Here is a 19,210-nt window from a genome sequence, read left to right on the forward strand (position 1 = left end):
GCGTGGGCCCGTGCGACGAATACTTGCTCAGTGTTGCGAGGACCTCCTCGCGGGCTTGGATTAGAGCGGAGTCGTGCTCCGTCGGAGCGACGGCAAGCTGTCTGAACAATGAATCTGGCAAGGCAGCCCCGTTCCCTGGCAGGAGTTGATTGTTGAGGGGTCAAATCATGGAACGTGGGCCCGGAACCTTGCTCCGCCCCGCGACCTCAGCCTTGCGGCGGGGGTCGAACAGGCGCTCCGCGAATCTCCGGTTCCACGTGTACTGCTCTCCGTCGAATGCCCCATACTCCTCCAGATAGCTGATGTCGACAGGCCGGAAGGAGTCGACCAGCCGCTCCGGCACGAGATCCGGATAAAGCTGACGAGTGAAGTGCAGCGAGTAGTACGCGCTCTTCGCCAGATCGAATCTCTCGACGCGCCCCCGAAACTCCTCAATACAGTCGGGGGTTGCCTTCATGAGAAGGTGCACGAGGTCGAGGAAATTGCGGACAAGCAGATCCTTTCCGCTCTCGATGTAATAGAAGAGCGTCGCGCGCAGGTGTATCTGGAAGCAGGAGTCGAGGAGTTGATCGGCGAGGTGCAGCATGCGAGCCGGGACACCGTACAGAGTGGTCGGCACGCTGGCATCGAGGACCTCGCCGGCGTCATCGCGTATTCCAAGCATCGGCTGGAACAGGCTGAACATCGTCGAGACGAGGTACGACTCGACCGTGTCGTGGTCGCCTACCCGGGCATGCGGCAGCGAGGTGTTGGTGAGGTTGACCTTCCAGTACAACTCGGTTCGACGGTCGAACGGCACGATGCGGGAGCCGTTGGGCGTCAGTTCGCCGACCTGGTAACCGAGGTCGGTGAGCACCTGCTGCAGCAGTGGATAGTCAGCGCGTTGCATGAAGACATCCAGGTTGGAGATCCGCCGCGCGGCAAGGTCGTGGTAGAAATGCTCGCCGAGGACCGGCCCCTTACGAATGAGGTATCGCACCGCCGAGTCGTTGAGGGCATGCAGCACACGTGCGTACTCGCTGGCCAGCACGAGGTTCCGCCGACGGCTGCCCTCGTACGCTTCGGTGTAGAGCCAGCGGTACGGAACCAGCGGCTTCCCCTCGTCGGAGAGCGTCAGGCGAAACTGGGTCAAGTGGCGGGCAACCAGTGGCATCACCATGTGCCGGCACGCCTGGTCGATGAAGACGCCCCATTCGATGGCCTCCGAATGGGTGGTCAGGAACAGGCGTATCCGCCTCCGTTCGTCCACACTCAACTGTGGTCGGGACAGCGCGAGCAGCAGTTCGTGCTCTGGTCGCAGACCGTCGAGCGACGACGTGTCGAGCAACTTGACTTCATCTTGTTCCGGCATGAGCACCTCACTGCCGCTGCATCGGATGGAATATTTCGGCGAATGTGGCGAGGATGTCCGCCGCCAACGCGCTTTCTGTGCGAGTCGCGCCAGAGAAAGCCAGGCGTACGGACGGCTTGTCGCTGCCGAACGCGGCACCCCGCGACACGCTCAGGCCGTGCTCTTCGAGTAGCCTGACGGCTGCGTCCTCGTCAATACCGTCGCAGCCGAGAAGCAACGAAAGTCCTCCACCGTCGACGCGCCAACCCACCAGTTCCGCCACTCGTTCCGCGAAGGCTCGGCGTGCGTCCATGGTCGGCTCTACGCAATCCGCCCAGAGCGCGCGTAGCGTCGTCAGACCGAGGAACTCGGCCCATGTTCGTTGCCACAGCGTCGGCGGCGCCCCAGTGGTCAGTTCCCGCGGAAGCTCACCCGCGTCGGGCGTGGTGAACCAGCCCAGCCGGGCCCCGCCGCCGGCGAGCTTGGCCAACGACGTGACGCTCCACGCACCGACGGGAAGTGTCGGCTCCGCGGCATCGGACGTGAACCACCGGTAGACCTGGTTGACCAGGACAAGATGCCCACGGGCGGCAAGCTGGCCGAGCGCGACAGCGAGGGTGTCGTCCAACGATCTTCCATCGGGATTGCGGAATGGGCTGGTGACCCAGACCGCCACTGGTTCAACCTCGCAGACTCCGCCGTCTGCGAGCGACTGCCAGGAGATGCTCCGGACCCGCCCACGGCTGCCCAGAATGATGGGAAGATCGGCGAAGGTCGGAGTCTCGACAAGCGTGCTCGCGGTCATGCCGGCCCAGCTCGCCGCGAACTGGCGGACGCTGGAGGTCACCACGGTTCGATCCGGTGGTGCACCGAACAACTCGGCGAGACGCTCCAGCAACGCCGGCTCACCACGCCACGCGGGAGTCTTCCACCAGGACGGGCTGTCGAGAGCACGCTCCTGCGCCGCGCCGAACCTCGTCACCACCCGTGGCGACCACGGCCGAAGGGGGCCGGTCAGATCGATCACGGCGTCCCAGCCGCGGTCGTCGCCGCCTGCCGTATGACGTCCGCCGACAGGGCGTAGTCCACAGTTCCGACAAAGAACTCGTCGTCGATCCTGAAATACGTGCCGGCGACCGTGTCGACGCGTTCGACGCCCTCGTCGCCGGTCACGACCCGACGAGACTCGGCGGTCCTTGCCGGTGCCTGGGCGACGGGCTCCGCCGGGAGGAGGTTCACCGCCATGTCCACCGGAACGAGCCGGACGCATGTCCACCTGTTCAGGTGGGAAGGCAATCCGCCGACTTTGCGCCCGCGTACCACCCTCAGTCGGTGACGTTTGCGGTAGTAGGAGAACGCGTTGGCCGCTATCCGCGTCGCCCGCACCACGCCGCTCGGCCGAGATGTTTCGAACGCGTGCAGCGCGGTGCCCAGACAACGTACGCCCCAATTCTGTCCGTCCGGCTTCGGCGAAAGCTCGTGCGTGCGCGCCGGTGGCAGTTCACGCAAGGCAGCCTCCTGCTCGTCGGTCAGGGTCGACGAGTCGCGCAGTGCCGCCACGATCGACGCCAGAAACCCGTCCAGTCTGGCCTGACGAATCAGAACGCCGAGGGTGTTCAGGTCGAACCGCGAGAGGCTGAGCAGCAGGTCGTTGGTGTCCTTCGCGGTGACGAAGTAGTCGCCGGCGGCGTTGTTCACGATGCACGCCAGGTTGGCCTCGAGCGGCAGACTATGGAGCCCGGGAGCATCTTCCGGGAACGTCGCCGGCAGGCCGAGCAGGCCACAATGACGCACAGAGTAGTCACCGAAGTGAATGTCCACGTTCAACAGATCAGGCCGCGCCGGCGGCGCCGCCAGCGCGAACTGTCCATACACCAGGTGGCGCTCGGGATCATATTTGAACCAGGGAAGCTCCTGGCGCTGGTACTGGTAGCCCAACTCGACTCGTAGGCGGCGACACAGTCGGCTGGCGTCGTCGCGGGTACGCACGAACAGGTCGATGTCGTTGAAATCGCGGATCGTTTCATCCGGATACAGGCGGCGTACCCCAAGACCCTTACCCCCGAGGATCTGGATCCCTTCCTCCTGAGCGATCTGGTCCAGTAGCGCGATGTTCGGCCCTAGTACGCCATGCATGCCCCGGCGTCGGTCGGCCTCGGCGGACAGAACGGCCAGACACTCACGCACCGCGGTGCTCGGCCGGGGTATCTCCGACAACCGTCGAGACACCAGAGACACCATCCTCAGCGAGCCCAGGAAGCTGGCAGACTCGACAGGGCCCAGGGCCTCAATGGATGCGACGACCCGCTCGAGGGGGTATCGCGGCTGCAGGCTGGAAAGGCTCCTCAGCGAGTAGACATGGTCGGTAGATCGCAACTTGTTCTGCACCGTATCCCCCAGTAACTACGCGCAATGGAAAACCTGCGGCTGCGATGTCCTGGTTCTGGCTCGTTGAGCCATGGCGTATGCAGGGAAAGCACCTCCTCAGCGCCACCGTCACGCCAGCGCCACCGTCACACCAGCGCCACGCCGCCGAGCACCCTGCTGGCCCGGCTTGACGCCTGAGCGCCTTTCGGAGGTTATACGTCACACCAGGGGGAATCAACCCGCGTCATTATCGATCTTCGACCTCCTCCTCCCCGCGGATGAACGTGGCGGCACAATCGTTGATGTCCGCCGACCAGCCAGAAGTCCCTCATCTACAGTGGACTTGATCGGCCCGTGATCGCACCCCGTCCCACCGGAAAAGGTCGGCACGAAAGTGTCGAATGGCAGCACCGGCGCACCGTCACGCTATGCGGAATGGAGCGTTTCGTTCCGGGCGGTAATCGGCGTCCCGAGCACTGTTCCCGACGTCCGGAGAGGCGTCGCAAGTTGCCGCACCGGCGATCCCGCCCGGCACCGCGGCAACAGACTTCTTCCCCTGGCCCATTGGCCGAGCCCGGCGCCTCCTGTCAGCTGCCGAATCGGACCCGCACCCGAACGAACGGCATGCCCCCGAGCAATAACCACCCATGGAGACAGTGGATCTTCATTGCGGACATCGTTTGACTCGTGAGGGATCGGTGATAGCTTGGCTACTCACCCCGCCGGTCCGACAACAGGCCCCTCCCCACGGGACGCGGCAGGTGTCGACAGTCCGGGCGCCGGCTCGCCGGTCACCGAAGGACGGAGGCTGCCAGAGGAATGGATACAGCTGTCGATCGGCACCCATATTCGATAAACTTCGTTGGCGACCGATCCGTCACGACCAATCTCAGTTGGGGACAGCAGTGGGTGTGGGACGCATTGTCGAATCTCCCAGACGGCCGACACATGTGTATCAGCATCGTGCAGCCGATCGCCGGCGAGATGAAGATGACGCCCGACCGGGCCGCGCGTGGGGTGGCCGATCTCGTCAACCGTTTCGAGTCCCTGCGAACGGTCTGTGTGGACGACGGGGACGCGTCGATGGGGTTGCGTCAGCGCGTGCTCGCCACGGGCGCTCTCCCCATCGAACTGTGGACACTCCCCCGGTTCGACCAGGAGGCATCCACGCTGGTCGCCACCGAACTGTCCCGGCTCGACTTCGATGTGCACGACCTACCGTTCCGAGCGGTGATCCTCGCTGAGAACGACACGGTACGACTGGTCGTGATACGGATGAGCCACATGGTTGTGGACATGTGGTCGGCGGGACTCCTGCGCACGGAACTGAAACACGCACTTGGGCTCGTCAACCCGAACGATTCGGCCCGGCGTGGCTCCCGCGACTGGCAGCCCGTCGAACAGGCCAATTTCGAATCTGGCGAGACGGGCCAGCGGTTGTCCGACCGCTCGCTCCAGTTCTGGCAGAGTCAGATGGGCAGATTTCCCACGACGCTCTTCTCGCGTCCGAGCGCGCCGCCCGAAACACCCCGCTTCTGCGAGGGCAAGGTGTCGTCGAGGGCTGGCTTCGACGCCGTGCACGTATTGTCCCGTCGTTATGGCAACTGCTCGCCCGCCGTGGTGTTGATTGCCGCCGTGTTCGCACTCCTCGGCGCCTGGTCCGGCACGGCAAGCGTTGGCCTACCCGTCATCGTCAGCAATCGACACATGCGGCGCCTGCAGGGCCTGGTCGCTCCACTGACCGAGATGAGCGCGGTGTGCGTCGATGTCAAAGGACTCCGCTTCGAGGAGATCGTACGGTCCACCGCACACGCCTCCCTCGTCGCGCAGCGCTACGGCCAGTACGACATCCCGCGCTACCTCGACCTCCAGGCCGAGATGGCGCGTGCTCGAGAAGGCTTCGAAATGTCGAGCTATCTCAACGTGCGGCTATGGGGGGACACCCCGCCGACGCCGCCGGATGCCGAACACGGCCACCAGGCGATCCTCGACCTCACCGACCGCACCGTCGTCACCTGGAATGAGGGCTTCGAAAGCTACAACGTCAAGCTCGGTGTGTTGGCGGACCTCGGGGACGGGGCCGCACACCTCACTCTCCGGACCGACACCAGCGCGATCCCTCGTCACGACGTGTCCGCCCTCCTGTCCAGCCTCGACCCCGTGCTGATCGCGGCGCTCCGGGAGAAGGACTTCGATCAGGCAGGAGTGGAGCGAATCGTCGTTCGAGCCCTCGAAGGCCAGTGATCGATCGCCCCGATGAAACAGCGCGCGAGCCACAGAACTCCGGAGATGACGAACCAGAACAGGAACCGTTCCTCCCGGGCGTGCACGCGGCGTGGACGCAGTGCACCGACCAGCAGGGCCCCCCGAACCAGGTGCAGGCCCACAACAGCTCCAGCAACGTCGCCCGGCGATCCGGCAAGGGCTTTGGCACGGACCCTAGGTGTTCTGGGCCTGGCGGAGGAAGCCCGACAGCAGTTGCCTGAACTCGTGCGGGTGCTCGATCGTCGGCACGTGCCCGCATCGGCCGAACACGTGCAGACGGACATCGGCGAGGTGTTCGAGTAGGGGCTGCGCCGCCGTGCCGAGCGGGGTGACCCGGTCCTCGGCGCCGTGGACGAGCAGCACTGGCGCGCGTATCGCTGCCAGCGTTTGCGCCGAGAGGGTGAGATCGTCGACCCATCGTGCCCTGGGTGCGGGAAACAACGACGCGAACGCGGCCTCCCCCGCTCGCATCGCGGCCGCACGGGCATCGACCGCCGAATCGGTCACGAGCGCCTGGTCGAGGACGAGGCGACTCAGCATGTCCCGTGCCCCGAGCGGGCCGGCGGGGGCGGCCCAGAGCGCGTCGAGATCGGCGGACAGCGGCGCCCCCGGGGCGCCCATCGTCGAGACCGCCACGACACGGGTGACCTGCTCGGGGCGCGCGGCCGCCAACGCCAGTGCCACGGCACCACCCATGGAGTGACCCACCACCGCGTAGTGCTCGACGCCGAGAGCATCCATCAGGCCCGCGGCCTGCTGCGTCCACAGCCGGAGCCCGCCCCTGGAGCCCGCCGGGACAGGTGTACGGCCGAACCCCGCCTGGTCGGGAGCCACCAGGTGCCAGGATGTGCCCAGCGCCTGCGCCGTCGCTGCCCAGGCGCCGGACCCGGTCGTGCCGGGTCCGGAGCCGTGCAGCATCAGCACCGCGGGCCCGGCGCCACTCTCCAGGACGTGGACCGGCGAGCCGTCGACTGTGACCGTCCGAAATGCTGTCACCGGGGCAGGCCGGGTGCGCTCATGCCGATGCGGAGTTGACGGACTTCGAGAAGAGCTCCATCATCGCCCGGCCGAACTGCGGCATGTCGGGCCACCCCCGGCAGGAGACGAGGTTGCCGTCCACGACGTCGGGAGCGTCGATGACCGTCGCGCCCGCGTTCTCCATGTCGCCGGTGATGGGCGGGAAGCAGGCCGTCCTGCGGCCCTTCAGCAGCCCGTACACCGCTGGCACCTGCGCGCCGTGGCACACCAGCGCGACGGGAAGGTTGCGCGCGAAGAAGTGCTCGGTGATGCGCCTGACGTCGGCGTCGACCCGGATCCACTCGGGAGCGCGTCCTCCGGGGATGATGAGGGCGTCGTAGCGCTCGACGTCGACCTCGGCCCAGGGCACGTCGACCGGCAGCTTCCGGCCGTCCTTCTCCACGTATGCGTCGGAGTTGGGGTCGAACTCGTGGATGACCAGTTGCACGTCACGCAACGTCCGTGACGAGACGTCGACGTCCCAGCCGCCCTCCTGCACGCGATAGTAGGGATACATGGTGTCGAGCTCCTCGGCGGCGTCGCCGGTCAGGAGCAGCGCTCTGGGCACCTGCTTCTCCTCGCGTCTGGGGACGGGACAGGGTGAGGCGGATCCAATCCGATCCGATCCGATCGATTGATAGCATTCCTCGGCCCAGCCCGCCCGTCAAGCCTCTGCCGTCATTCCGTCCGCGTGCTTGACCTCGTCGAACAATCGTCGGAAACGATCGCCGGATCGCAGGATGTGCCGACGCATCGCGTAGGCGGCCGCGTCGGGGTCACGCGCGGCGATCGCGGCCACCACGTCCTCGTGCTCGGCCATGGCCAGGTGGGTGACCTGGATGTCGTGGTGCAGCCGAAAGAGGTGCACGTGACTGTGCAGGCGAGCGAGCGCCTCGCGGATGACCTGGTTCTCCGCGCTCAGCGCCACGAGATCGTGGAAGGCGGCGTCGCGGAGCCCGAAGGCGCCGTACGCCGCGGGCCCGTTGCCCCCCTCCAGCTCCGCCATCTCCTCCAGCATCCGTCGCAGACCCGCCACCTGCTCCATGGACGCCCGTTCGGCGGATCTCCGCGCCGCCGCCGGTTCGAGGAGCAGGCGGACCTCGAGCATGTCCTCGAATCGGTGCCGGGTGATCTGAGGGGGAATGCGGTAGCCGGCATGGGGCACACGCACGACCAGGCCCTCGGCCTCCATCCGGTTCAGGGCGTCTCGGATCGGCGTCTGCGAAACCCCCAACTCTCGCGCCAGGACGTCGATCGTGACGCGCGAGCCAGGCTCGATCCGTAGCGACATCAGCTGTCCGAGCAGCGTGTCGTACACCTCGTCGGCAAGCCGGCCGCCAGCTCTTCCCGGCGGTGTTCCGCCCGGCACGGCCCTACGGCCCCGCGCGCTCATCGCTTCCTCGACCATCGTGACGTGAGGTCCTTTCTTGCGCCTTCGGGAACCTGTTGACATCAGTCACAACGCTGCGGGATGCTGACGCCCCCACGGGATCGTATAGGAAAAGTGCGGGATGCTCGCCATCCTGCACCATCGCGGAGCCACCCCGCCATCGCTTCACCTCGATCACCTGGCGCTCCCCCGCAACAGCCCGGCAACACGCGTGAACAACCCAGCACCTGCTCGGCGAAGCACATAGCGAGGCTCTAGAAGTCCCCACTCAGAAAGCAGGCGAGAAGATGCGGCATCCGAAGCGAATAGGACGAATATCCGTTCCCCGGCGAAAGGTGCGGCTGGCGGCGGCGGCCATGCTGCTGCTGGCCACGACCGTGACGGCCTGCGGCGACGGCAAGGACGACGGCACGAAGGCGAGCGCCCCCAAGGCACCGGCGACCATCCCGGAACTCACCAAGGACCCGCTGACCCTCAGCTTCATCTGGTTCGACTGGCCGCCCGCCAAGGCACTGGAAGCCTTCGCGAACGCGGAGTACAAGAAGGAGCGGCCGAACGCGACCATCAAGGTCAACACCGTGCCGAACGCGAACTGGCACGACGCGATGTTCACCCAGTTCGCCGCGCGCAAGACCGACTTCGACATCGCGATCCTGGACTCGCAACACATCGGTGAGGCCGTGACGAACGGCAACATTCTCGACCTCACCGACTTCGTCAAGAAGAACATCGACGTCACGGCCTACAACCCGTATCTCCTGGCGGCCTACGGCCAGTACCCCCAGGCGGAGACCGGCAAGCGCGACGAGAACGCCAGCCTGTACGGGCTGCCGCTGCTCGGCGACACCTGGACGATGATCTACCGCAAGGACCTGATCGGCGACAAGCCGCCGCAGACCTGGGACCAGATGATCTCCGCGGCCGAGAAGTGCCAGTCGGAGAACCCCGGTGTCAGCGGACTGGCCTTCCACCAGGCCAACGGCTCCGACGCAGCGGCCGTCACCTACAACACGGTCAACGGCGTCTACGGCGGCAACCTCTGGGATCCCAAGGCGCGCAAGATCGAGGGCGTCGTCAACGACGCCGCGGGCCAGGAGGCGATGGACGTCCTGGTCAACAAGATGAAGCCGCTGACGGCCAAGGGCTCCGGCAACTGGTTCATCGACGAGGTGAACGCGGCGGTCGCCCAGGGCAAGGCCTGCATCGCGTTCAACTGGATCGCCGCGAGCGGCGGCCTGCTCGATCCGAAGGAGTCGACGCTCGGTACCACGCGGGAGCAGATTCTCGACAAGCTGGGCTTTGCCACCCTGCCGAGCCAGAAGACGAACCTGGTCCCGCTCGGCGGCATGGGGATGCACGTGTCGGCCTACTCCTCCGCGGCGAACCAGGCCGAGGCCCTGAACTTCATGGAGTGGTTCGAGCGGGCCGACGTCCAGAAGAAGTGGGCCGCGGCCGGTGGCGTGCCGTCGCGTACGGACGCCCTGGAGTCGCCCGAGTTCCTCAACGCAGGGCCGTTCAACCAGGTGTACACCGACTCGGTTCCGCGGATGCGGGACATGTGGAACGTCCCCGAGTACGCGCGTCTCGTCAACATCGAAAACACCAACGTGAACGCGGCTCTCAACGGCGCGAAGAAGCCGAAGGACGCGCTCGACGACATCGCCAAGGAGCAGCAGGGCGTACTCGACTCGAGCAACCGCAAGGGTGGCGGCGGGCTGTGAGTGACTCCGTCCCTCTGACGACCGACCCCGGGCAGGTGGCGTCCGCGACGCCACCTGCACCGGGGCGGTCCCGCCGGCTGAGCGACCGCGGGCTCGCCGTGGCCTTCATCTCCCCCGCGCTGCTGCTGTTGCTCGCGATGTCGGTGTTCCCGTTGCTGTGGGCGTTGTACCTGTCGTTCACCGACTACTCGGCCACCCGCGGCGGGCCGGCCAACTTCGTCTGGTTCGGGAACTACACCGCCATCCTGACGTCGGCGCAGGTCCACACGAGGGCCCTGACGACGTTGATCTACGTGGTCGGCGCGGTCGGCCTGCAGACCGTGCTCGGTTTCGGCATCGCCTACCTCATCTCCCGGCGCACGCGCGGGCGAGGAGTGCTGACCACGCTGTTCCTGGTGCCGATGATGCTGTCGCCGGTCGTGGTCGGGCTGTTCTGGCGGTTCATGCTCGACGCGCAGTTCGGCGTGGTCAACAGCATGCTCGGCTCGCTCGGGGTGGGGCAGGTGGAGTGGCTCACCCGGCAACGAACGGCGCTGATCTCCCTGATCGTGGTCGACACCTGGCAGTGGACGCCGTTCATCATGCTCATCGCACTCGCGGGCCTCACCGCGGTTCCCAAGTACCTCTACGAGGCCGCCTCGATCGACCGGGCGTCCGAGTGGTTCCGGTTCCGCACCATCACTCTTCCGCTGGTGTGGCCGCTGCTCCTCATCGCCGTGTTGTTCCGGGCCATCGAGGCATTCCGGCTGTTCGACCTCGTCTACATCCTCACCAACGGAGGCCCCGGCGTCTCCACCGAGACGTTGTCGTTCCACATCTACAAGGTCGCGTTCCTGGGCTTCAACACCGGCACCGCCTCGGCGTACGGGATCCTCATGGTCCTCGTCGTCATCGTCCTCACGCAGCTCTACCTGCGCTACCTGAACAAGCTCAAGGAGGGCTGATGGCCGTCTCCGTCGACGAGGCCGTGGCCACAGGTCCGGCCCGGGATCACACGCCCCCGACGCGACGCCTGGGCGGCCGGGGCCGCTCGGTGCTGGAGATCGCGCTGCTGACCCTGCTGGCCGTCGTGATGCTGTTTCCGGTGCTGTGGATGATCGAGACGTCCATCAAGGAAAACCGGGACGTCTACGCCATCCCAGCCAAGTTCTTCGACTTCAGGGTCACCCTGGAGCACTACAAGGACGTGTTCGTCGCCCCCGGCGGCGGTCGCTCGGCCCTGTCCGTGGCGTTCCTCAACTCCGTCGTGGTCGCCGGGGTCTCCACGCTGCTGGCCACCCTGCTGGGGGTCCCGGCGGCCTGGGCCTACTCGCGCTTCGCGGTGAAGGCGAAGAAGGACCAACTCTTCTTCATCCTGTCCACCCGCTTCATGCCGCCCGTGGTGGTCGTGGTCCCGATCTTCCTCATGTACCGCCAGGTCGGGCTCATCGACAGCAAGCTCGGCCTGATCCTCATCTACGCCGCGTTCAACGTCCCGTTCACGATCTGGATGATGAAGGGATTCGTCGACGAGGTGCCCGCCGAGTACGAGGATGCCGCCATGCTCGACGGCTACACCCGCTTGCAGGCGTTCCGGCTGTTCACCCTTCCCCTGCTCGTGCCCGGCATCGCCGCGACGGCGGTCTTCGCCCTCATCTTCTCCTGGAACGAGTTCGTGTTCGCCACCTTCCTCACCTCCAGCGACGACGTCCGGACGGCCCCACCCGCCATCGCCGGCCTGATCGGCGGCACCACCACGGACTGGGGTCTCGTGGCCGCCGCCTCGGTGGTGTTCGCCCTACCGGTGCTGGTCTTCGCCTACCTGGTTCGCAAACACCTCATCGCCGGTGTGACGCTCGGGGCGGTGCGACGCTGATGGCGGGCATCGAGGTGACCGCGCTGCACAAGCGCTACCCGGACGGGACGGTCGCGGTTGAGCATGTGGACCTGTCCATTAGTGACGGCGAGTTGTTCGTCATGCTCGGCCCCTCGGGTTGCGGCAAGACGACCACGCTGCGGGCCATCGCCGGCCTGGAGAGGCAGACGACTGGCGACATCCGCATCGGCGACACGCTTGTCAACGACCTGCCGCCCGCCGAGCGGGACATCGCCATGGTGTTCCAGTTCTACGCTCTCTACCCGCACCTGAAGACCCGCGACAACCTGGCGTTCCCCCTGCGGGCCGAGGGGCTGCCCAAGGCGGAGGTGCACAAGCGGGTCGAGGAGGCCGCCCGGCTGATGCGGCTTGGTCCACTCCTGGACCGGCGACCGCGCCAGCTGTCCGGCGGGGAGCAGCAGCGCGTCGCGCTCGCTCGTGCCCTGGTGCGACGACCGCGCGCATTCCTCATGGACGAACCTCTCACCAATCTGGACGCGGAGCTGAGGGCGGACATGCGCACGGAGATCAAGCACCTGCAGGGGGAACTGGGGGCGACGATGGTCTACGTCACCCACGACCAGGTCGAGGCCATGTCGCTCGGCCACCGGATCGCCATCCTCAACAAGGGCCGCGTCGAGCAGATCGGCACGCCACTGGAGGTCTACGACCGCCCGGCGAGCCTCTTCTGCGCCGCGTTCATCGGCTCCCCGCCGATGAACCTCATCGAGGTGGAGGTGGCCGATGGGGAGCTACGCGGTCAGGGCGGCCTGGTCCTCACGCCACCGCCCGGCCTGCCCCGCGACCGTCGCCTGGTCGCGGGCGTCCGGCCGGAGGCGCTGGAGGTCACCGCACCAGGGGCGGAACGATCGGTCCCGGCCCGCGTGGTCTCGGCGGAGTGGCTGGGCGACGAGATCATCTACGTGGTCGACCACAGCGGCCAACGCGAGGTACGGGTTCGGATGCCACCGACCGTCCGTTTCGCCGCCGACGCGAAGGTCGGGCTGCGGCACACCGGTGGGACCCCGGCGGTCTACGACGTGCGCACGGAAGAGCTGGTGGCCTGATGGGAACCGTGGCAGTACAGGGGCTGTGCAAGTCCTTCGGTAAGGTCCAGGCCCTGGACGGGGTGACGCTGGACGTGCCGGACGGGTCGTTCTTCGTCGTGCTCGGGCCCTCCGGGGCAGGCAAGACGACGACCCTGCGAGCGATCGCCGGGCTGGACAAGCTCGACGCCGGGTCGGTGCATCTGGACGGCAGGGACGCGACAGGTGACACCCCGGCCGCACGCGACCTGGCCATGGTCTTCCAGAGCTACGCCCTCTACCCGCGACGCACCGTGTACGAGAACATCGCCTCGCCGCTGCGGGCACGCCGCTGTTCGTCGAGTGAGATCGCCGCCGCCATCGAGCAGATGTCGAACCTCCTGCACATCGAACGTCTGCTGCAGCGTCGTCCCGCGCAGTTGTCGGGTGGTGAGATGCAGCGTGTCGCCCTGGCCCGGGCGCTGGTGCGTCGACCGCGCGCGTTTCTCATGGACGAGCCGCTGACGAACCTCGACCTCAAGCTCCGCGTCGAGATGCGTACCGAGCTCACCCGCATCCACCGCAGCCTCGGGGCGACCTTCGTCTACGTGACGAACGACCAGGTCGAGGCCCTGTCCATGGCCGACCAGGTCGCGGTCCTCAAGGAGGGGAAGGTGCAACAGGTCGGAACGCCGACCGAGGTGTACGAGCGGCCAGCCAACAAGTGGGTCGCCGGATTCGTCGGAAGCCCACCGATCAGCCTGCTCGCCTGTCACGCCGAGGGCGATCGTCTGGTCGGTGCGCAGGGGTGGACTCTGCCCCGGCCGCGCTGGACCACGGCCGAGGACGGACGTGCGCTTCTGCTGGGCGTGCGCGCCGAGGACCTGTCCGTCGAGCAACGTGGGGACGCGTCGTTGTCGGGGGAACTCTACGGGCTTGAGCCGCTCGGTGACCGAACGGTGGTCGACGTCCTCGTGGGGACGGAGATCCTCAAGGTCAAGGCACGACCCACCGTCACCGGTACGCCTGGCGAACGGCTGCACGTCACCGTCGACCTGGACCGTGCGCACCTGTTCGACGCTGGCACCGGGCTGTCGCTGTCCGAGGTCGGGCGCTGACCGCGCCGGGGCGGTGACGGCGACATGTGCCCGCACGTGGCGGTCGCGCCTCAGCGGGCCGTCACCGGTACGCACGACCTGACGAGGCTGGGCCGGCCGTGGTCCGAGAAGGGACGTCGCCCTGCGGACAGGGCCCGGGCCACAGCCGACCCGCTCGGCGACCTCGCCCCCGACGAGGACGTGTGACCCGTCCGTCCGCGCGCATGACGCCATCGCCGAGGCACGCCGGACAGCACCAAGAAGATCACAGGAGGCGACGCAGTGAGTGACCCGATGAACGTCCTGGCCCCCGAGCACCGGCGGCTCCGGATCGGCGACGCCTGGTGCGACGCCGCGAGCGGAGCCACCTTCGCGGTCGAGGACCCGGCCACCGGCAAGACCATCGCCGAGGTGGCGGACGCCGACGTCGTGGACGGGCTCGCCGCACTGGACGCGGCGAGCAGGGCCATGGCGCAGTGGGCGGCGACCCCGCCACGGAGACGGTCAGAGTTGTTGACCGCGACGTACCGGGCACTGACCGAGCGATCCGAGGAGGTCGCCCGGCTGATAACGCTGGAGATGGGCAAACCGCTCGCCGAGGCTCGGGGCGAGGTGGCCTACGGTGCCGAGTTCTTCCGCTGGTTCGCCGAGGAGGCGGTACGCGTCGAGGGGCGCTACAGCACCGCCCCCACGGGTGGATATCGCGTCCTCACCGTGCCGAAGCCGGTCGGACCGTGCGTCTTCGTGACGCCCTGGAACTTCCCGTTGGCCATGGGTGCCCGCAAGATCGCTCCTGCGCTCGCCGCTGGTTGCACGACGATCACCAAGCCGGCCGGCCAGACGCCACTCACCATGCTGCTCCTGGCCCGCATCATGGAGGAGGTCGGCGTTCCCCCGGGCGTCGTCAACGTGGTGACCACCAAGCGTTCCGGCACGGTGGTCTCCGCACTGCTGGCCGACAGTCGGACCCGCAAGCTCTCGTTCACCGGGTCGACCGAGGTCGGGCGCGTGCTGCTGCGCCAGGCCGCGGACAACGTCCTGCGTACCTCCATGGAGTTGGGCGGCAACGCGGCCCTGATCGTGTGTGCGGACGCCGACCTGGACGTGGCGGTCGACGGTGCCATGGTGGCCAAGATGCGCAACATCGGGGAGTCGTGCATCGCGGCCAACCGGATCTACGTCGAGGAGCCGGTGCGCGAGGAGTTCACGGCGCGCTTCGTCGAGCGGATGGGCGCACTGTCGGTGGGCCATGGGCTCGACGACGGCGTGCACGTCGGGGCGTTGATCGACGAGGCATCGGTCACGAAGATCGACGAGCTCGTCGCCGACGCGGTCGAGCGCGGCGCCCGGGTCCTGGTGGGCGGCGAGCGGCCGGATGGGCCGGGCCACTTCTACCCGCCCACGGTCCTCGTCGACGTGCCCGACGACGCGCGGATGCTGGAGGCGGAGATCTTCGGCCCGGTGGCGCCGATCATCTCGTTCACGTCCGACGACGAGGTGATGGCGAAGGCCAACGACACCGAGTACGGCCTGGTCGGATACATCTTCACCCGTGACCTCCAGCGCGCGCTGCGGTTCGCCGAGGGGCTGGACACGGGGATGGTCGGCATCAACCGTGGCCTCATATCGGACCCGTCAGCTCCGTTCGGCGGCGTCAAGCAGTCCGGGATCGGCAAGGAAGGGTCGCACGAGGGCATCCTCGAGTACCTCGACGTCACCTACGCGGCGATCGACCTACCGTGACCGGCCTGCTGCTCCGGGCACCCGCCGAGGATCACCGCGCCCTGTGCGCCCAGCAAATCGCCGCCGACGTTCCGGAGAGGCACCGACATGCTTGAGACCGTCCGTGGACCACGCCAGCTGATAGTGGGCGAAGGGGTCGCGCAGAACATCCCACGAGTGGTGGCCGAGAGTGGTTCGCGGGTCCTCATCGTGACCGACCAGGTTCTTCTGGGGCAGCCGGGTGTGGCCGACATCGTGGCCGCCGTGCGGGAGAAGGTCCAGGCCGTCGAGGTGTTCTCCGACGCGACGCCGGACGTGCCACTCGCCGATGTCGCCCTGGCCGTCTCGGCCGCCGCCGAGGTGGACGCCGACGTGATCCTCGCCATCGGGGGTGGCACGGTGATCGACCTCGCCAAGATCGTCGGCGTCATCCGACGCCACGGTGGGACGCCGCGCGACTTCTACGGTGAGTCGAAGGTGCCGGGGCCGACGATGCCCCTCGTCGCGGTCCCGACGACGTCAGGCACCGGCTCCGAGCTCACACCCGTCTCGGTGTTGACCGACCCGGACCGCGAGCTGAAGGTGGGGGTCTCCAGCGTCCACATCGTGCCGGACTTCGCCATCGTCGACCCCGAACTCACCTACAGTTGCCCTCCGACAGTCACCGCCCACTCCGGCATCGACGCGTTCTGTCACGCGGTGGAGAGCTACACCGCACGACCCCGGGCCCACGGACCGCGCGACCCGGTGGAGCAGGTTTTCCTCGGCCGCAACCCGATCACCGACCACTACGCGCTCCTGGCCGCGGAGCGGATCGCCCGTAGCCTGCGCCGTGCGGTCCGCGACGGCGGCGACAAGGACGCGCGCGCGGACATGTCCTACGGGTCCATGCTCGCCGGGCTCGCGTTCTCCCACGCGGGCAACGCGGCCCCGCACGCGCTCCAATACCCCATCGGCGCTGCCACGCACACGCCGCACGGCCTGGGCGTCGGGCTGCTGCTGCCCTACGCGCTGGACGCGGCCAGGGATGCCGTCGCCGACCGGTTGGCCATCCTCGCCGGGGTGTGCGGGCTCGACGTGACCGGCGCCTCGGATGCCGAGGCCGCGGACACGTTCCTCACCTGGCTCGACGGGCTCCTCGCCGACATCGGCATCCCTCCCACCCTGGCGGACATCGGCGTGGCACGCGCCGACATCCCGCGCTTCGCGGAGATGGCCGGTGGCGTCACCCGCTTGATCCAGAACCACCCGGGCCCGACCGACACCGACAGCCTGACCGCGATCCTCGAAGCGGCCTGGACCGGGGACCGGGCCCGGCACGTCCGGACTTCGCACGGAGACGGTGACCGGCCTATCACCTGACGACGGGCAGGACTGACCGGGCGACGAACGCCTCCCTGGCGGTGCCGCGCCGGCTTCTCGGGCGAAGACCTGGCAACCATCGCCGCGGCCGCCGCCCGGCCATCCGACGCGGGCATGCCACGCGGAGGCATCAACCGGCAGGAGGGGCCTCCAGGGCCGACGGCAGGTGTACGACGATGTCCATCCCGCCGGTCGGCCGTGCGGCGCTGGAGATCTCTCCACCGTGCGCGGTAACGACCGCCCGGACGATGGACAGGCCGAGCCCGGCCCCGCGGCTGCCGTTGCCGGCGCCCCGGACGAACGGCTCGAACAACCGCCGCTCCTCCTCCGGCGTGACCAGCGGGCCGGTGTTGACCACCCGCAGGAACGCGTGCCCGTCCGCGGTGCCGGAGGTCACCGTGACGTGTCCGCCGGCGTGGTTGTAGCGCAGCGCGTTCTCCAGCAGATTGCCCGCCATCCGTTCCAGCAGCACCGGCTCGCCGCTGGCCGGCGCCGGCCGCAGGTCGGTACGGAGGGTGACGGCGCCGTTCGCCGTCCGGTCGGCGGCGTCGACAGCGGTCGCGGCGACGTCGGCCAGGTCCACGGGCGTTCGCCGGGGCGGCCCGGCCTGGCTGCGGGCCAGGACCAGGAGTCCGTCGAGGGTGCGCTGGCTGGTTTCGACGGCGGTGGCGATGTCGCCGGCCATCGCGACGAGTTCGGCCCGGTCGGGTTCGCCGTCCAGGGTGACGTCGATGGCGGTGCGCATGGTGGTGAGCGGGGTGCGTAGTTCGTGCGCGGCGTTGGCGACGAACAGGCGTTGGCTGTTGAGGACCCGGTCGCGTTCGGTGATGCCGTGTTGGATGCGGTCCAGCATGCCGTTGATGGTGGCGGCCAGCGTGGCGAGCTCGTCGGCGGGTTGGCGGACGGGTATCCGTTCGGACAGTCTCTCCACGGACAACCGGTTCGCGGTGCCGGACATCGTCCGGATCGGTCGCAGTATCCGCCCCGCCACCAGCCAGCCGGTCACGCCGGCCAGCGCGGTCACCACCAACAGCGCCAGCGCGGCCCGAGCCACCAGATCGACGATCACCTCCTCCCGCAGCCGCCCACCGACGTTGCCGTCCGGCCCCGGGGAGGGCAGCCGCAGGTCGCCCCGCACCAGCAGCACGTACGTCAGTGCCAGGAGCAGGAACCCGGCGGCCAGCACCAGGCCGGTGTACACGAGCGTGAGCCGGCTGCGGGCGGTCAGTCGCCGGATCATGGGGCGATCCGGTACCCGGCACCCGTCACGGTTTCGATAAGCTGCGGATCACCGAGCTTGCGCCGCAGGGTGCTGACGGTGATCCGCACGGCGTTGGTGAACGGGTCGGCGTGCTCGTCCCACACCTTGTCCAGCAGCGTCTCCGCGCTCACCACGGCACCGTCGGCGGCGAGCAGCCGTTCCAGCACCCCGAACTCCTTCGGGGCCAGCGACAGCAGCCGGCCAGCCCGTTCGGCGGTGCGCCGGGACGGATCGAGTTCGACGTCCCGGGCGCGCAGCACCGGAGGGCGGGCCGGCGTGCTGCGCCGGGCCAGCGCCCGCACCCGGGCGACCAACTCGGCGAACGCGAACGGCTTGGCCAGGTAGTCGTCGGCGCCCAGGGCCAGCCCGTCCACCCGGTCGGACACGGCACCGGACGCGGTCAGCATCAGCACCCGGGCCGCGCCGCGCTGTGCCAGCCGCTGGCACACGGTGTCGCCGTGCACCACGGGAAGGTCCCGGTCCAGGACCACCACGTCGTACGGGACGATGTCGCACTTGTCCAGCGCCTGCCCGCCGTCGTGTGCCACGTCCACGGCGCAGCCGTGCTTGGTCAGGCCGGCCGCGATGTACGTGGCCAGGGGTTGTTCGTCCTCGACCAGCAGCACCCGCATCCGCCCAGTATCCCCAGCGGCGGATACCCGGGCCGTCCTGCCGGCGGGCCGCCGCTGCTGATCGCCGCCCGCGGACGGCTGGCTCTCCCTGAGCACGGGAGCGCGCCACCAGACACGGGGGTTCTGGCGGCGCGCTCGTTCCGGTGGAGGGTCAGCCGAAGGACGT

16 protein-coding genes are annotated in these 19,210 nt (G+C 68.1%); 8 read left to right on the forward strand and 8 right to left on the reverse strand.

Features of this window, described 5'->3' with window-relative positions:
* Positions 1-160: 160 nt before the first annotated feature.
* The 3 genes from ACGFIW_RS18300 to ACGFIW_RS18310 are packed head-to-tail and all read right to left on the reverse strand — an operon-like array spanning position 161 to position 3,718.
* On the reverse strand, positions 161-1,351 hold the full coding sequence (locus tag ACGFIW_RS18300) for a nucleotidyltransferase family protein (protein ID WP_393316716.1): 1,191 nt from the start codon (positions 1,349-1,351) through the stop codon (positions 161-163).
* Between the two features lie 7 nt (positions 1,352-1,358).
* The gene (locus ACGFIW_RS18305) at positions 1,359-2,357 is read right to left on the reverse strand and encodes an aminotransferase class I/II-fold pyridoxal phosphate-dependent enzyme (protein ID WP_393316719.1); all 999 of its coding nucleotides are present in this window, start codon (positions 2,355-2,357) and stop codon (positions 1,359-1,361) included.
* Positions 2,354-3,718, reverse strand: a complete 1,365-nt coding sequence (locus ACGFIW_RS18310) for a nucleotidyltransferase family protein (protein ID WP_393316722.1) — start codon at positions 3,716-3,718, stop codon at positions 2,354-2,356. Before ACGFIW_RS18310 ends, ACGFIW_RS18305 begins: the two co-directional genes overlap by 4 nt.
* A gap of 798 nt (positions 3,719-4,516) precedes the next feature.
* Between ACGFIW_RS18310 and ACGFIW_RS18315 the strand changes: the two genes are divergently transcribed.
* Entirely contained in the window at positions 4,517-5,941 is a 1,425-nt protein-coding gene (locus ACGFIW_RS18315) for a condensation domain-containing protein (RefSeq protein WP_393316725.1), read from the forward strand.
* A gap of 195 nt (positions 5,942-6,136) precedes the next feature.
* Here the strand turns inward: ACGFIW_RS18315 and ACGFIW_RS18320 are convergent, their stop codons facing one another.
* The 3 genes from ACGFIW_RS18320 to ACGFIW_RS18330 form a co-directional block, all read right to left on the reverse strand.
* Complete coding sequence (locus ACGFIW_RS18320) at positions 6,137-6,958, reverse strand: alpha/beta fold hydrolase (RefSeq protein WP_393316727.1); 822 nt, start codon at positions 6,956-6,958, stop codon at positions 6,137-6,139.
* 19 nt (positions 6,959-6,977) lie between these two features.
* Complete coding sequence (locus ACGFIW_RS18325; RefSeq protein WP_393316729.1) at positions 6,978-7,547, reverse strand: DJ-1/PfpI family protein; 570 nt, start codon at positions 7,545-7,547, stop codon at positions 6,978-6,980.
* Between the two features lie 96 nt (positions 7,548-7,643).
* The gene (locus ACGFIW_RS18330) at positions 7,644-8,297 is read right to left on the reverse strand and encodes a GntR family transcriptional regulator (protein ID WP_393316732.1); all 654 of its coding nucleotides are present in this window, start codon (positions 8,295-8,297) and stop codon (positions 7,644-7,646) included.
* A 359-nt stretch (positions 8,298-8,656) separates the two neighbouring features.
* Between ACGFIW_RS18330 and ACGFIW_RS18335 the strand changes: the two genes are divergently transcribed.
* The 7 genes from ACGFIW_RS18335 (at position 8,657) to ACGFIW_RS18365 (ending at position 17,151) form a co-directional block, all read left to right on the forward strand.
* Complete coding sequence (locus ACGFIW_RS18335) at positions 8,657-10,090, forward strand: extracellular solute-binding protein (protein WP_393316735.1); 1,434 nt, start codon at positions 8,657-8,659, stop codon at positions 10,088-10,090.
* Positions 10,087-11,034, forward strand: coding sequence for a carbohydrate ABC transporter permease (locus tag ACGFIW_RS18340; protein ID WP_393316738.1), 948 nt, complete (start codon positions 10,087-10,089; stop codon positions 11,032-11,034). Before ACGFIW_RS18335 ends, ACGFIW_RS18340 begins: the two co-directional genes overlap by 4 nt.
* A complete protein-coding gene (locus tag ACGFIW_RS18345; protein ID WP_393316742.1) occupies positions 11,034-11,945 on the forward strand; it encodes a carbohydrate ABC transporter permease in 912 nt (303 codons plus the stop codon). Before ACGFIW_RS18340 ends, ACGFIW_RS18345 begins: the two co-directional genes overlap by 1 nt.
* Complete coding sequence (locus ACGFIW_RS18350) at positions 11,945-13,012, forward strand: ABC transporter ATP-binding protein (RefSeq protein ID WP_393316745.1); 1,068 nt, start codon at positions 11,945-11,947, stop codon at positions 13,010-13,012. Before ACGFIW_RS18345 ends, ACGFIW_RS18350 begins: the two co-directional genes overlap by 1 nt.
* Entirely contained in the window at positions 13,012-14,088 is a 1,077-nt protein-coding gene (locus ACGFIW_RS18355) for an ABC transporter ATP-binding protein (protein ID WP_393316748.1), read from the forward strand. Before ACGFIW_RS18350 ends, ACGFIW_RS18355 begins: the two co-directional genes overlap by 1 nt.
* Before the next feature lie 261 nt (positions 14,089-14,349).
* A complete protein-coding gene (locus ACGFIW_RS18360; protein WP_393316751.1) occupies positions 14,350-15,810 on the forward strand; it encodes an NAD-dependent succinate-semialdehyde dehydrogenase in 1,461 nt (486 codons plus the stop codon).
* 87 nt (positions 15,811-15,897) lie between these two features.
* Positions 15,898-17,151, forward strand: coding sequence for an iron-containing alcohol dehydrogenase (locus ACGFIW_RS18365; protein WP_393316754.1), 1,254 nt, complete (start codon positions 15,898-15,900; stop codon positions 17,149-17,151).
* 130 nt (positions 17,152-17,281) lie between these two features.
* Here ACGFIW_RS18365 and ACGFIW_RS18370 read toward each other — a convergent pair whose 3' ends face one another.
* Both ACGFIW_RS18370 and ACGFIW_RS18375 read right to left on the reverse strand, forming a co-directional pair.
* A complete protein-coding gene (locus ACGFIW_RS18370; RefSeq protein ID WP_393316757.1) occupies positions 17,282-18,391 on the reverse strand; it encodes a sensor histidine kinase in 1,110 nt (369 codons plus the stop codon).
* Positions 18,388-19,044: a response regulator transcription factor gene (locus ACGFIW_RS18375; protein ID WP_393316760.1), complete on the reverse strand. Its 657-nt coding sequence runs from the start codon at positions 19,042-19,044 to the stop codon at positions 18,388-18,390. Before ACGFIW_RS18375 ends, ACGFIW_RS18370 begins: the two co-directional genes overlap by 4 nt.
* Positions 19,045-19,210 lie beyond the last annotated feature (166 nt).

The organism is Micromonospora sp. NPDC048935, from assembly GCF_043197875.1.
GTDB lineage: Bacteria > Actinomycetota > Actinomycetes > Mycobacteriales > Micromonosporaceae > Micromonospora.

What these genes read in the sequence shown, in the direction of transcription:
- ACGFIW_RS18370 (WP_393316757.1), bottom strand. Translation starts at nt 18,391, where the DNA reads ATGATCCGGCGACTGACCGCCCGCAGCCGGCTCACGCTCGTGTACACC.
- ACGFIW_RS18355 (WP_393316748.1), top strand. Translation starts at nt 13,012, where the DNA reads ATGGGAACCGTGGCAGTACAGGGGCTGTGCAAGTCCTTCGGTAAGGTC.
- ACGFIW_RS18300 (WP_393316716.1), bottom strand. Translation starts at nt 1,351, where the DNA reads ATGCCGGAACAAGATGAAGTCAAGTTGCTCGACACGTCGTCGCTCGAC.
- ACGFIW_RS18375 (WP_393316760.1), bottom strand. Translation starts at nt 19,044, where the DNA reads ATGCGGGTGCTGCTGGTCGAGGACGAACAACCCCTGGCCACGTACATC.
- ACGFIW_RS18365 (WP_393316754.1), top strand. Translation starts at nt 15,898, where the DNA reads ATGCTTGAGACCGTCCGTGGACCACGCCAGCTGATAGTGGGCGAAGGG.
- ACGFIW_RS18345 (WP_393316742.1), top strand. Translation starts at nt 11,034, where the DNA reads ATGGCCGTCTCCGTCGACGAGGCCGTGGCCACAGGTCCGGCCCGGGAT.
- ACGFIW_RS18335 (WP_393316735.1), top strand. Translation starts at nt 8,657, where the DNA reads ATGCGGCATCCGAAGCGAATAGGACGAATATCCGTTCCCCGGCGAAAG.
- ACGFIW_RS18315 (WP_393316725.1), top strand. Translation starts at nt 4,517, where the DNA reads ATGGATACAGCTGTCGATCGGCACCCATATTCGATAAACTTCGTTGGC.
- ACGFIW_RS18350 (WP_393316745.1), top strand. Translation starts at nt 11,945, where the DNA reads ATGGCGGGCATCGAGGTGACCGCGCTGCACAAGCGCTACCCGGACGGG.